General features: G+C 60.5%; 10 protein-coding genes. 4 read left to right on the top strand and 6 right to left on the bottom strand.

Annotation, left to right across the window (positions count from 1 at the left end; all coding sequences use genetic code 11):
- The first annotated feature begins 11 nt into the window (after window positions 1-11).
- On the top strand, window positions 12-1,595 hold the full coding sequence (locus PQR08_RS10515; protein WP_250486416.1) for a GMC family oxidoreductase: 1,584 nt from the start codon (window positions 12-14) through the stop codon (window positions 1,593-1,595).
- 89 nt (window positions 1,596-1,684) lie between these two features.
- Window positions 1,685-2,014, top strand: coding sequence for a ribbon-helix-helix domain-containing protein (locus PQR08_RS10510; protein WP_061119504.1), 330 nt, complete (start codon window positions 1,685-1,687; stop codon window positions 2,012-2,014).
- A gap of 497 nt (window positions 2,015-2,511) precedes the next feature.
- Here PQR08_RS10510 and PQR08_RS10505 read toward each other — a convergent pair whose 3' ends face one another.
- The 3 genes from PQR08_RS10505 to PQR08_RS10495 form a co-directional block, all read right to left on the bottom strand.
- A complete protein-coding gene (locus PQR08_RS10505) occupies window positions 2,512-4,794 on the bottom strand; it encodes a S8 family peptidase (RefSeq protein WP_250486415.1) in 2,283 nt (760 codons plus the stop codon).
- A 55-nt stretch (window positions 4,795-4,849) separates the two neighbouring features.
- Window positions 4,850-5,854, bottom strand: coding sequence for an AAA family ATPase (locus PQR08_RS10500; protein ID WP_250486414.1), 1,005 nt, complete (start codon window positions 5,852-5,854; stop codon window positions 4,850-4,852).
- 474 nt (window positions 5,855-6,328) lie between these two features.
- Window positions 6,329-7,057, bottom strand: a complete 729-nt coding sequence (locus PQR08_RS10495) for a class I SAM-dependent methyltransferase (protein ID WP_250486413.1) — start codon at window positions 7,055-7,057, stop codon at window positions 6,329-6,331.
- Window positions 7,058-7,168: 111 nt separating this feature from the next.
- On the opposite strand from PQR08_RS10495, the gene PQR08_RS10490 reads away from it, so the two are divergent.
- Window positions 7,169-8,230 carry a catalase family peroxidase gene (locus PQR08_RS10490; protein WP_187606979.1) on the top strand — a complete coding sequence of 354 codons (1,062 nt, stop codon included), beginning with the start codon at window positions 7,169-7,171 and terminating at the stop codon, window positions 8,228-8,230.
- Entirely contained in the window at window positions 8,227-8,760 is a 534-nt protein-coding gene (locus tag PQR08_RS10485) for a cytochrome b (RefSeq protein WP_035500261.1), read from the top strand. The genes PQR08_RS10490 and PQR08_RS10485 overlap by 4 nt, the downstream gene beginning before the upstream one ends.
- Window positions 8,761-8,770: 10 nt before the next feature.
- Here PQR08_RS10485 and pdxR read toward each other — a convergent pair whose 3' ends face one another.
- The 3 genes from pdxR to PQR08_RS10470 all read right to left on the bottom strand — a co-directional run bounded on the left by pdxR (window position 8,771) and on the right by PQR08_RS10470 (window position 13,436).
- Window positions 8,771-10,288: a MocR-like pyridoxine biosynthesis transcription factor PdxR gene (pdxR, locus tag PQR08_RS10480; protein ID WP_187606981.1), complete on the bottom strand. Its 1,518-nt coding sequence runs from the start codon at window positions 10,286-10,288 to the stop codon at window positions 8,771-8,773.
- A 129-nt stretch (window positions 10,289-10,417) separates the two neighbouring features.
- On the bottom strand, window positions 10,418-11,731 hold the full coding sequence (locus PQR08_RS10475) for an MFS transporter (protein ID WP_035500259.1): 1,314 nt from the start codon (window positions 11,729-11,731) through the stop codon (window positions 10,418-10,420).
- Window positions 11,732-11,762: 31 nt separating this feature from the next.
- Window positions 11,763-13,436, bottom strand: a complete 1,674-nt coding sequence (locus PQR08_RS10470) for a GMC family oxidoreductase (RefSeq protein WP_250486412.1) — start codon at window positions 13,434-13,436, stop codon at window positions 11,763-11,765.
- Between the last annotated feature and the right edge of the window lie 180 nt (window positions 13,437-13,616).

The following is a 13,616-nucleotide window of genomic DNA, read 5'->3' as shown; positions in this document are numbered from 1 at the left end:
CGGAGACAGACATGTATACGGACAACAAGGTGCAGTTCAGACACACCGACGATCACGTCGTGGTGATCATCGGATCCGGGGCGGGTGGCGGGACGCTCGCCAACGAACTCGCGCAGAAGGGCGTCGACGTGGTCGTGCTCGAAGCGGGCGCGATGCACACGCAGGGTGATTTCGCGACGGAAGAGTGGAGCGCGTTCAAGCAGCTCTCGTGGCTCGACAATCGCACGACGTCGGGTAACTGGCGCGTCGCGAAGGACTTTCCGAACCTGCCCGCATGGATCTGCAAGACGGTAGGCGGGACCACCGTTCACTGGGCGGGCGCGAGCCTGCGCATCCAGCCGCACGAGTTCAAGGCGAAGACGACCTACGGCGACGTGCAGGACGCCAATCTGCTCGACTGGCCGGTCACGCGCGCGGAACTCGATCCTTACTATGACCGCGCCGAGAAGAAGATGGGCGTGACGCGCACGAACGGCAATCCGGGACTGCCGGGGAACAACAACTTCAAGGTCATGTCGGCGGGCGCAACGAAGCTCGGCTACAAGGAGTGCAACACCGGCCACATGGCGATCAACAGCACGGTGCGCGACGATCGCACGCACTGCTTCCAGCGCGGTTTCTGCTTTCAGGGCTGCCGCACGGGCGCGAAGTGGTCGACGCTCTACACCGAGCTGCCGCGCGCGCAGGCGACGGGCCGCATGGAGCTGCGCCCGCAGTCGCATGTCGTCAAGATCGAGCACGATGCGCGCGGCAAGGCGACAGGCGTCGTCTACTACGACAAGGACGGCAAGCTGCAGCGGCAGAAGGCGCGCGTCGTCGCCGTGGCGGGCAATGCGATCGAGACGCCGCGCCTGTTGCTCAACTCGCATTCGAGCAAATTCCCCGATGGCCTCGCGAACGGCTCGGGCCAGGTGGGCCGCAACTACATGCGGCACACCACAGGCTCGGTCTATGGCGTGTTCAACGACAAGGTCGAGATGTACAAGGGCACGACGATGGCCGGCATCATCGAGGACGAATCCGTGTTCGATCCGAAGCGCGGCTTCGCGGGCGGCTATCACCTGGAGACGCTTTCGCTCGGGCTGCCGTTCTACGCGGCGTTTCTCGATCCGGGCTCCTGGGGACCGAACTTCGCGGCGGCGATGGATCAGTATCAGTACACGGCGGGCATGTGGATCGTCGGCGAGGACATGCCGCGCGAATCGAACCGCATCACGCTCAATACCGACGTGAAGGATCAGTACGGCCTGCCGGTGCCGAACGTTCACTTCGACGATCATCCGAACGACGAAGCGATGCGCGAGCACGCGTACAAGCAGGGCAGCGCGGTCTACGAAGCGGCGGGCGCGAAGGCGACGTATCTCGTGCCGCCGTATCCATCGACGCACAATCTCGGCACGGCCCGCATGAGCGCGAAAGCCAGCGATGGCGTCTGCAATTCGCACGGCCAGACGCACGAAGTGGCGAACCTGTTCATCTCCGATGGCAGCCAGTTCACGACGGGCGCCGCGGAAAACCCGACGCTCACGATCGTCACGCTGGCGATCCGGCAGGCGGATTACATCGCCGGGCAGATGAAGCAGCGCAGGGTTTGACGCGATTGCCGGTCGACACGTAGCGGAGTAGCTTTTTCAGTTGGCCGTCGTGCGCGCGCGCGGCGGCCCGTTTTGTGGAGGCTTTCGTCATGTGTGGGGTGTATATCAACGCCGACCCGATCCTCTATGAATCGCGCACGCGTTCGCTGCGCATTCATGGCGTGATCACGACGGTCCGGCTCGAAAATCTGTTCTGGGACGTGCTACAGGAAATCGCCGGGCGCGAGAATCTGACGACGAGCCAGTTCGCCGTCAAGCTCTACGACGAACTGATCGCGTTGCGCGGCGAGGTGCCGACCAACTTCGCGTCGTTTCTGCGCGTGTGCTGTCTGCGCTATCTGTCGATGCGAGAGGCGAAGCAGAATGCGGAGAGCGAGGCGGCGGGGGCGGTCGCGTTGCGGGTTTTGAAGGCGGGGTAATCGATTGGTACAAGGTTTTTGGGTGGACGAGTCTGATCTGCACCGCCGTGCTTCTGATGCCTTGCGTGACGAGCGCGCTGCTGATACTCAGAGGTAGACTCGGCGAGCGGACGGTCACGATCGTGGAGCCACGGGATTTGCCTTGTGTGACGGCGCGTATGAGTGCCGATACGATCGTCGCCGATGCCTTTGAGCGTCGCCCCGGCGATGCGGTGCGCTTCATCTGGCAGGACGACGAAGTGCACCGCGTGGTTCGTTTCACTGGGTAAAACGAACGATGCGCGGGATGTGGCCGTGACATTTGGACGTGACTGGTCCAAGCGAAAAAATGCGATTGCTCAGTTTGCAACATCACATCTTACGAGTCGTCCACGGACGCTCGCTCGGCAAAGCTTGCGTCGCGGGTTAGCCCGTCCGTGAGTTGGTCTACACGTTTAAGGGAAAATCCGCCTTCTTCGAAGGCAAGATGACTAAGGACGCGGCCAAACAAGCTCCACTCACCGAGTGTTTCGGACTCGCTCTCGCTGACGCAGGCGCTGTCGTACCTGGATATAGATGTTCGCGTCTGCATTGGTTAGGTCCCTGAATGTGACCGCAAGAGAGTACCGCTCCGGCACATTTGGCTCAGGATTCCAGGGCTCGTCCTTTCGCGTGACGACGATGAACAGTTTGCGCGCCCCAGAACGCCTGTAGGTCCAAGTAGCACACTGCAGCGTGCCCTTCGAGCGGCTCGTCGCGTTAATGTTTGCGAAAGTAGACTCGGCTAGTTTGCGGGCTGCGGCCACTCGATTCGTGTTAAACCAGCCAGTCACTTGCTCAAGACTGTCCGCCTCAACGACATTGAAGCTGAGTTTTACGGCTCGGTACGCAATTCGCGTAGTCTTAACTAAGGGGCTATAGGCTAGCGCGACGGAGATCTCTCGAGGTCGATTTCGGCCACCCCAAAAATCTTCGGGAAGGGCTAGCTCGTAGTAGTGGTGGTGATCCAGGCCAATGGCGTCGCTACCTACGAGAGTGACGACATGATCCTGGGACTCGAAGAGGTGCTGGTCCTCGACGCGTCCATAACCCGCGACAGCGAGCCGTGCAGCGTCGTTTGGGACGAGAGTGCTGGACTCTCCAGGAACTCGCGCGTGGACGCCGAGTAGTGCCCGCAGCGTGTCGGACGAAGCATCGGGCGCAAAGCGAAGGAGCGACGCCGCCAAATGTGCAACCTGGGGCGCTGCAAAGCTCGTTCCGGGGGCGTCGTCAAACAAGCGCCCGTCAGCAAAATCTCTTGATGTCGAAACGACACCCAACCTCTGCGATGAAATGTTTCGTCGAAGGTGGTGCCATGCCAGATTGCCCGCTTCGGCGACAAAATCCGGTTTGACCGCGCCCCCGATGGATGGGCCGACCCGCGTGAACGGGCTAGGCTGATTGCGTCTCGCCAATGGTGAGGACTCGATTCGCTCCGGGAATCGTTGAGCTTGATGATCGAGTTCAAACTGGGCGAGCCCGCCAACCGTTATGGCGTTTAGGGATGTTGCTGGGTCGAGGAGTCTGAACGTCTCCGCATGCAGATACGCTGGAAACGCCTCCAGGGCGTTGTCTGGCAGTGCAGACTGATTTCCGGTCGGCACCACAAAAAGAACTCCAAGCTTTCGGGATAGGCGGTCCAACGTGTAGGCCAGACCTCGGACGTGCCGTCCGTCATAGACCTTGTTCCCATCGCCATAGGAAAGACAAAACACCTTGCAGCGATAATGATCGTGGAAGTAAGCGACGGCATCTTCAACTGCTTTTTCGACAAAGCGTGTTTGGTCCTGACCGTCATTCGCGAACACTTTCCCGGCAAAAAGCCTCAGTCGCGGCAAAAACTGATCGGGAAGGCGATCGAAAACTCGCCCATACAGCGCAAGACCCGCTACTCGAGTGCCATGGCCATCGTGATCGCTTGCGTCTTCTCCGGCGACTATGAAGTTTTGGGTGTCTCCGACAGCCGGCGCAAGCAATGGATGGCCCGCAGCGAGCCCGGTGTCGAGAACGCATACGGAGGGCGCATTATCAGCGGGTGGATCGATGCGGGGAAGCGCGTTGATGTCGAGTCGTATCGACTCGAGACCAAATGCAAATCGTGGTGGCAGATCTATAAGGCGAACGTCTCGATAACTTAGAAGGACGGCAAGAGCGGGCGCAGAGACGCGGATTTTAAACAGAACAAGACTCTCTCGATTCAGAGAGTCGAGCTGTTCGACCTCGTTTTCTCGCAGCAACTCTTCAAAGGCGGCAATCATACGCTCGCGTTCATCTCTGCGATCAAGCGGCCATAGTTCGACATCAACGATTGACGAGTTGTCGTCGGGCAACCCCAATTGTTGTAGGGCTGCTCCTGTACGATCAGCGGGCGTCCAAGAACTGAAGCCATTCAGCGCAAACAGCAAGTTTGCGTGGGTAACCTGACCATCTTTGGAAAGCTTGGTGAGTTTTGCATCCACTTGTTCGAGCGCCTCATCGGTGCTGAAGAGCAGAGCGATCGAGTTGCCCTCTTGGCTCACGACGGTCAAACCAAGAATGGCCTCTAGTGCCTCAGGTCGGAAGCCCTCGACGACACTCACCTGGATGAGTCTGCGGCTATCAAAGCCGAAGTCTGCAGGACTCTCCTTTAACTCGACAAGACTGCGCGCGAGTTGAGCACCGTGTTGTCGCGGATCAGCTGGCTTCGGAAAGCGAGGGAATCCTCTCTTCTTTCTAAGATGAATCGGTTCGTCGCGTACCACGCGAAGATGTTCGTACGCCATAAAGTCCCTCGCAGCGATCTTATCTTCAATGTTCGCTCAAGGATGCTGAAAAAATTTACTTTGCGCAACGCTTGGACGAAGGCGATTGTCGATTTTCACGTCGTAACGCTGCGTTTAGATGAGTCTGCTCAAGGAATTCTCGTCCCTGGAGGATCATCTCTTTAATAGCTCTGCGAAGGACTCGCTCGATATCCGCGTGTGACATTCCTTTGAATTTTGAAACAATTGAAGATTCGGATGCCTCAAAGTTGCGACGTACTCCTCGAAGCTTATTCTGCAGAAGCTTCGCTATCTGAGACGGATCCGGGTTGCCAAACTTAAGCGTTTCATCGAAGCGTCGCCAAATCGCAGAGTCCAACAATCCCTCATGGTTCGTGGCCGCAATAAGCACGCTTCTGCCGCGATAATCGTCAATCATTTGAAGAACGGCGTTAACGACACGTCGCAATTCGCCGTGGTCACCATCGCCGTCTCGCTCCTTAGCAAGAGCATCGAATTCATCGAAGAGTGCAACCAATGGCTGACTGGACACAAAGTCAAATACTTTCCGCAGATTCGCGGCAGTTTCACCAAGGTATGACGAGATGACAGCGTCGAGCCGGATAATCGCCAGCGGTAGACCGAGCTCAGTTGCGATTACTTCTGCCGTTAGCGTCTTTCCGCAACCAGGTGGCCCAAAGAAGAGTATTTTTCGTGATGGCTCTAGACCATAGGTTTCAAGGGCTGCCTGTCGGTTGTGTTCTAGCAGCAAATGTTCGATCGATGACCGAACCTCATTGTCGGTAACGAGATCTTCGAGTTGGCGTACAGGTTGCCGCATCTCCAGGAGGTCAACGCCACGTTCCTTGTCCGACGGGACTGCCTTCACCAAATTTATTATGGAGAGCGATTGAAGCGGAGTCGGCCGTCCATACAATAGTTTCTCGAGGTCATTTGCTAGCAGGTGATGCTGCTTGTCACGCTCTTCAGCGATGACAGCTTCGGAAGCCCGCCTGAAGGCTTCTTGATCACCGTCCACGCCGGCTCGAACGAGTTGTCGAAGTAATTTTCCGTTAGCCATGGTTTTCGCTCGCTGAATCAGCCGGCAGTCGAGGCATGTGTATACATACAGTATAAAGCATCTAGCAATATGGGCCCGTGGACGATCCAACCGAAAGTGTATCCATCATGGTCAGCACAAAGAATTTGTCTGACGCAAGCTTGCTTGGTACGCCGCCTGCGGACGCTCCCGGCTGTCGGATAGCAAACCGCGGTTTGTCATGAATCATTCCGCTTCGACGGCGAAGTCAGTCGCTGCCAACCGGAACGCGAAACAGATCAATGAAGTCGCCGATGAGTCTGATCGACGACGCTTCGTCCGCGTGCGACTACGACTAGGGCCGCCGAGTGAGGAACCGCGGCTCGTCGCGAGCAACTCGCAATATCCAGACTGAAGCGTTGAGCTCCGCTAGGTTCGGATCGACAGGCGTCGGCAACGGCTAACACCCAATCCCCAATCCCCTAATACCGTATCACACCCCTCAACCCCGCCCCCTCACCGCTCTACCGCAACAAGCAACATCATCGGCCGCTCGACCTCTTCCGCCAGCGCGGGCATCTTGCTGACCTGCTCTTGCGTCGGTCCCCACTCGATCAACCGTCTGAGCGTAAAACCGCAATCGATGAGCGTATTGACGAGCGTCCCCATCGTCCGATGCTGCTTCACGACGCCTTCCGCGAGCCAGTTCGTCACGCGTGCGCCTTCGTTCTGATAACCGTCGAGCGGCCAAATCTTGCGTCCATCGCGGTCCACATCGAACGCGGGATTGCGCGGCGCCATATAAATCGGATGCTCAATCGAGAAAACGAGCCTGCCGCCCGGCACGAGCGCCCGATGAATCGCAAGCATCAGGCGCGGCAGATTCTCTATGTAATGAAACGCGAGCGAGCTATAGACCAGATCGAAACTCGAATCGCCTAGTTCGACGCTCTCGAGATCGCCGAGCCGATACGCAACCGCCGGATGCGCATTCAACGCTCCGGCCCGTTCGAGCATCTTCTCCGACACATCCACACCCGACACATGCGCCGCGCCATGTTCGGCCGCCCATCTACAGAACCATCCATATCCGCATCCCAGATCGAGCACGCGGAGTCCGCGCATCTCCGGCAAGAGCGCGCGCAGCGCAGGCCATTCCGGCGCGCCATCGAGCCCGTGAATCGATCGATTCAGCCGGCTATAACCCGAAAAGAAATCCGGGTCGTCGTAAATGTTCTGCGTCATGCGGGCAACTCCAGATAAACAGGGGTATCTGCGAATTTTGCGCGTTGCTGGCACGATTCCCCTCACGCTGCTAGATTACCGTGCAACAGAATCGTTGATCGAGAGACTACGATGGCTGACAAACCCGCTTCCCCCCGTTCGCCCCTTCCCGCGCTGATCCTCATCGCGGCCGTCGTCGTCGTGCTGGTCGCGGCCTTCGCCTACACGGGAGGCTGGCTCACGCCGAATCGCCTCACGCCGGCGAAGATCGTCGGCAGCCTCGCGCCGCCCGGCGGCGCGGTGCCGGGGTTCAGGCGCAATCACGCGAAGGGCATCTGCTTCACCGGCGATTTCGAATCGAACGGTTCGGGCGCGGCGCTCTCCAAAGCGAAAATGTTCATGCCGGGCACGTATCCCGTCACCGGCCGGTTCAATCTCGCGACGCCGGACCCGAAAGCATCCGACGCAATGGCCCGCGTGCGCGGCCTGAGCCTGCGCATCGTGATGCCCGATGCAAGCGAGTGGCGCTCCGCGATGATCGACGCTCCGTTCTTCCCCGTCGCGACCCCACAGGCCTTCTACGACCTGCAGCGTGCGCTCGCGAACAAGAACGACCCCGAGTCGATGCAGAAGTTCGCCGCCGCCCATCCGGAGATCGGCGCGTTCGGCGCCTGGGCGGGCAGCGCGCCGTGGACGGCCTCGTATGCGGACGAACGCTACAACAGCCTGAACAGCTTCGTCTTCACGAATGCGGAAGGACAGGATCAGACGGTGCGCTGGTCCTTCATTCCCGCCGCAAAGCCCGAGAACCTGACACCGGACGAGCTGAAGCAGAAGGGCGCGAATTTCCTCGATGCCGAGATCACGCAACGCGTGCAGGGCGGGCCGCAACGCTGGGCGATGGTCGTCACCGTCGCCAATCCCGGCGATCCCACCGCCGACCCGAGCAAGGCGTGGCCCGAAGACCGGCACACGGTGGAAGTGGGCACGCTCGTCGTCAAGGCCATCGAGCCCGAGCCCGACGGTGCGTGCCGCGATATCAACTTCGACCCGACCGTGCTGCCATCCGGCATGCGCGTGTCCGACGATCCATTCCCCGCCGCGCGCTCGGCCGCCTATTCCGTCTCGTTCAATCGACGCACCGCCGAGGACAAGGACTACCCGCACACGCCCGCGCAAGGAGCCAAGCCATGAACGCGATCAACGAGCGGTTCTCGCCGCTGCAACGCGCCCTGCACTGGATCATGGCGATATGCATTCTCGCGATGCTGTTCATCGGCGTCGGCATGGTGTCGACGGTGAAGCCGGACTACCTGACGCTCGTGTCCATCCACAAGCCGCTCGGCATCGCGATACTCGTGCTCGCGCTGATTCGTCTCGCGGTGCGGATCGCACGCGGTGCGCCGCCGCTGCCCGCCAACATGCCCGAGCCGATGAAGCTCGCCGCGCATCTCTCGCACTACGCTTTTTATGCGCTGATGATTGCGTTGCCGCTGCTCGGCTACGGGATGCTGTCGGCGGCGGACTATCCTGTCGTGATCTGCGGCTGGCACTTGCCGTCGCTTCTGCCTCATAGCAATTCATTGCACACGCTGCTCTGGAACGCGCATCGCTTTCTCGCGCTGTGCTTCTTCGCGTTGATCGTCGTGCATCTCGCGGCCGCGCTGTTTCATGCGCTCGTGCGGCGCGACGGCGTGTTTCATGCGATGGCGCCGTGGAAGTAAGCGCGAAGGCTCAAGGGCGCCGCTGCTGCACGACCTGCGCCAGCGCCCGCACGCCCGGCTCGATCAGCTCCGCGCGTATCGCTGAAAAGCCCATGCGGAAGCATCGCTGACCATCGGCGGGATCGGCGAAGAACACGCTGCCCGGTTCGATCAGCACGCCGAGCGCTTGCGCGTCTTTCGCGAGGCGCGTCGCGTCGAGCCACGGCGGACCCTCGACCCAGCACGATGCGCCGCCCGTCACCTTCGACGCGCGCAACTCCGGCAGATGCGTGGCGAGCGCATCCATCAGCACTTCGGCGCGCTCCTTGTAGACGCGCCCGAGCTTGCGCAACAGCGTGTCGTGATGACCGAGCGCGAGAAAAGTCGCGAAGGCGCGCTGAATGTATGCGGCCGGATGCCGGATCATCAATCGGCGCAGCGCGCGCAATTCGCGTATCAAGGTGCGCGGCGCGACGATATACCCGAGTCGCAAGCCCGGCGCGAGCGTCTTCGATAGCGAACCGATATACACGACGCGTTCCGCCGTATCGAGGCTCTTCAGCGCCGGATGCGGCGTGCCGGAAAACGTGTTCTCGCTCTCGTAGTCATCCTCGATGACGATGAAATCGTGCTTCACCGAAAGATCCAGCAGCCTGCGCCGCCGCTCGATCGGCATCGTCACCGTAGTGGGGCATTGATGGCTCGGCGTGACATACACGTAATCGCACTGGGCGATCACGCTTTCATCGTCGATGACGACGCCGTCTTCATCGACCTCCAGCGGAACGATCTGCGCGTTGTGATGCTGGAAGATATTGCGCGCATCGGGATAGCCGGGGTTCTCCATGCCGACTTTCGTTTGCGTCGCGCAAAGCAGATCGCCCATCAGATACAGCGCCTGCTGACAGCCGTTCGTGACGACGATCTCGTCGGGCATCGCGAACACGCCGCGGCGCGGCAGCACGCGCGTGCGAATCTGTTCGACGAGCGTCTCGTCGTCGCGTTCGATCAGATCGGGCGCCCAGTTGCGAATCTCCATCACCGACAGCCCGTGCATGCAGCTCTCGCGCCAGTCGCTCGTCGGAAACAGTTCGGTATCGAATTGCCCGTAAATGAAGGGATATTCGTAGCTCTGCCAGTTCGACGGCTTGACGATATTGCGCTGATGCGAGGGCGCATGCCGGATGCGTGCGCTCCAGTCGGGATGACCTTGCTGTGCGTCGATGGCTGTCGTGTCGGCGACGCCCGTCGCGGTGAAGCCGCGCTGCAATTCGTCCGTCGCCGGGTTCACGAAATGGCCGCTGCGTTCGCGCGACACGAGATAGCCTTCTTCGACGAGTTGCTGATACGCGAGCACGACGGTATTGCGCGACACGTTGAGCTGATCGGCGAGTTCTCGGCTCGAAGGCAACGCGGAATCGGGCGCGATATGACCGCTCAGGATCGCATTGACGATCATCTGACGGATCTGGTTCTGCAGGCTCATCCCCGAGACCCGCGAACGTTCGAAAAGCTGCGCCCAAAGCGTGGCGGCTGGGCGGGTGGGCATGCATGTCTCCTGCGAAATGTTCTGGTGATATCCAGATATTACGTGCGGCTTGCACCGCTTGCCAGTGCAACAAAAAGCCGCCGCGCCGATGGTCCGGCGCAGCGGCTGTCGATGTTCACGCGAGAAGGATCAGCCCACGGAAAACGCCATCTCGCGACGCTGCCTCAGCCCGACCCAAGCCGCCGACAGCGCGCTGATGATGCCCGCCGCGAGGCAATATCCCGCGATCATCCACGGATCGCCGCCATTGCGCTGCAAGAGCCATGTCGCGACGATCGGGCTGATGCCGCTCGCGAAGATGCCCGAGAACTGATACACGAACGATATGCCCGAATAGCGCACCTTCGCATCGAAGAGCTCGGAGAAGAGCGCAGCTTCCGGACCATAGATCGATGCATACACGACGCCCAGCGGAATCACGACCGCGAGCCACGCGAGCATCGTATTGCCGCCGCTGTTCTTCATCAGCCAGAAGCCGAAGAACGCGGAGAGTCCCGTCGCGAGCGAGCCCCAGAAGTAGATGCGCGCACGTCCGACGCGATCCGAAAGGCGCCCGAAGAACGGAATCGTGAAGATCATCACGAACGCGGCGACCATCACGCCGAGCAGCGCATCGGTGCGTTGCAGATGCAGCGTCCCCGTGAGATAAGAAATCGAGAACACGCCGAACACATTGAAGAACACGCCGTCGATGAAACGCGCGCCCATGCCCGCGATCGTGTTGCCGGGATACTTCGAAATCACTTCGAGGATAGGCATGCGCACTTCGCTGCCCGTCTTCTGGATGCGCGCGAATTCCGGCGTTTCCATCACGTTCAGGCGGATATACATGCCGATGACCACGAGCGCGAACGACAGGAAAAACGCGACGCGCCAGCCCCATGCAAGGAACTGCGCATCGGTCAGCGTAAGCGACAGGCCGGCGACGACACCCGACGACAGACACAGCCCGAGCGCGAGGCCGATCTGCGGAATGCTCGCGTAAAAGCCGCGCTTGTTCTCGGGCGCGTATTCGAAGGCCATCAGCACCGCGCCGCCCCATTCGCCGCCGAGACCGATGCCTTGCAGCACGCGCAGAAACAGCAGCAGCGAAGGCGCCCAGATGCCGATCTGCGCATACGTTGGCACCATGCCGATCAATACCGTCGCGACGCCCATGATCGTCAGCGTCATCACGAGCATGCTCTTTCTGCCGACGCGGTCACCGAAGTGGCCGAAGATCACGCCGCCCAATGGCCGGCTCAGAAAGCCGACGGCGAACGTGCCGTAGGCGAGCATCGTCGAGATGAGCGGATCGCTGTTCGGGAAATACAGCTTGTTGAAGACGATGCCGGCGACCACGCCGTATAGAAAAAAATCGTACCACTCGATCGTCGCGCCGATCAGGCTGGCGACGACGACCTTTCTCATCTGCTTGCCATCGGTTCGGGGCAGTGCGTTCATGGTTGTCTCCTGATGTGTGTGAGACTTGTGCTCAGTCTCTCTGGCCTGCGTGGGCCACGGGTTTTGCCACAACTGCTTCGGGTGCGTCTTCCACGCGCGCGACGTGCTGATAGCGCCGGTCTTCGAGAATCATGTAGGCGGCTTTCTCCGCGATCATGATGACGGGAGCGTTCGTGTTGCCCGACACCAGCTCCGGCATGATCGACGCATCGACCACGCGCAGGCGTCCGATGCCGCGCAGCTTCAGGCGTTCGTCGACGACCGCGAGCGCGTCGCTGCCCATCTTGCAGGTGCCCGCCGGGTGATAGATCGACTGACTGAACTTGCGCGCGACATCGAGCAGCTCGGCATCCGTCCGATACTGCGAACCGGGAATGAACTCCGACACGATGTGCTTCGCGAGCGACGGCGCGGCGGCAATGCGGCGCGCCACCTTGATGCCGCCGATCACGACGGGATGATCGCGTTCGTCGGAAAGATAGTTCGCGTGAATCGCCGGATAGTTCAGCGGATCGTTCGAGCGGATCTCGACGCTGCCGCGGCTGTGCGGCCGCAACTGACACACCGACGACGTGAACGCCGAGAACGGATGCGCGCCCTGGCCGGGTTTGTCGGCGGAAAGGGGCTGCATGTGAAACTGGATGTCGGGACGCGCGACGTCCGGCGACGAGCGCGTGAAGATCGCGACCTGACTCGCCGCGAGCGTGAGCGGCCCGGTGCGTGATAGCGCGTATTGCAGGCCGATCAGCGCCTTCTTCAGTGGATTGTTGACCTCGTCGTTGAGCGTGCGCTCGCGCGTCTTGAAGACGAGCCGCACTTGCAGATGATCCTGGAGATTGCGGCCGACGCCGGGCAGCTCGTGTCTCACCTGCACGCCCGCGTTGTTCAGCACCCTCGCGGGACCGACGCCCGAGTTCTGCAGAATCTGCGGCGAGCCGATCGCGCCGGCCGCGAGAATCACTTCGACGCGCGCACGAACCGTCTTCACGACGCCTTCATGCACGTACTCGATGCCCGTCGCTTCCTTGCCGTTGAACAGCACCTTGCGGGTCTGCGCACGCGTCTGCACGATGAGATTGCGGCGATCGCGCACCGGCTTGAGAAAGCCCTTCGCGGTGCTCCAGCGAAGACCCTTAAAAGCGGTCTGCTGAAAATAGCCGACGCCTTCCTGCGTCGCGCCGTTGTAGTCCGTGTTGAACGGGATGCCGATCTCCTGCGCCGCCGCGATGAAGTGATCCGCGATCGGGCGACGCAAACGCAGGTCCGATACCTTCAAGGGACCGCCCGCGCCGTGATACTCGCTCGCGCCGTGCTCCTGATCTTCCGACTTCTTGAAGTAGGGCAGCACGTCCCTATAACTCCATCCGGCGTTGCCGAGCTCGGCCCAGCGGTCGTAGTCTTCACGCTGGCCGCGCACATAGAGCAGCCCGTTGAGCGAGCTGGAGCCGCCGAGCACCTTGCCGCGCGGCCAGTCGATGCTGCGTCCGGCGACGGCATCGTCCGCTTCGGTGCGATAACACCAGTCGAGCTCGGGATCGTGCATCGTCTTGAAGTAGCCGACGGGGATATGAATCCACGGGCTCTTGTCTGGGCCGCCCGCTTCGAGCAACATGACGACGTTGGACGGGTCGGCGCTCAGACGGTTGGCCAGCACGCAACCCGCTGAGCCCGCACCGACGATGACGTAATCGACTTCCTGCTGCATGACACCTGTCTCCTGAAGTCTTCTTTTGGAACGAATCGTTTCGTTTGCGTTTCGTTCAATGTGGAAGAAGCGGGCAAGGAAGCCAAGAGAAAAGCGCGGAAGCTCGCGAAAGTGAAACGGAAAATGCGAAATCCGATTCAGAAACAGGAGGGCGATTCGGGTTGTCCCTGAGATTGATTC

Source organism: Caballeronia jiangsuensis (assembly GCF_046030135.1).
Taxonomy (GTDB): domain Bacteria; phylum Pseudomonadota; class Gammaproteobacteria; order Burkholderiales; family Burkholderiaceae; genus Caballeronia; species Caballeronia jiangsuensis.
Note: the sequence above shows the minus strand (reverse complement) of the source record. Positions and strands in the feature narration are given on the sequence as shown.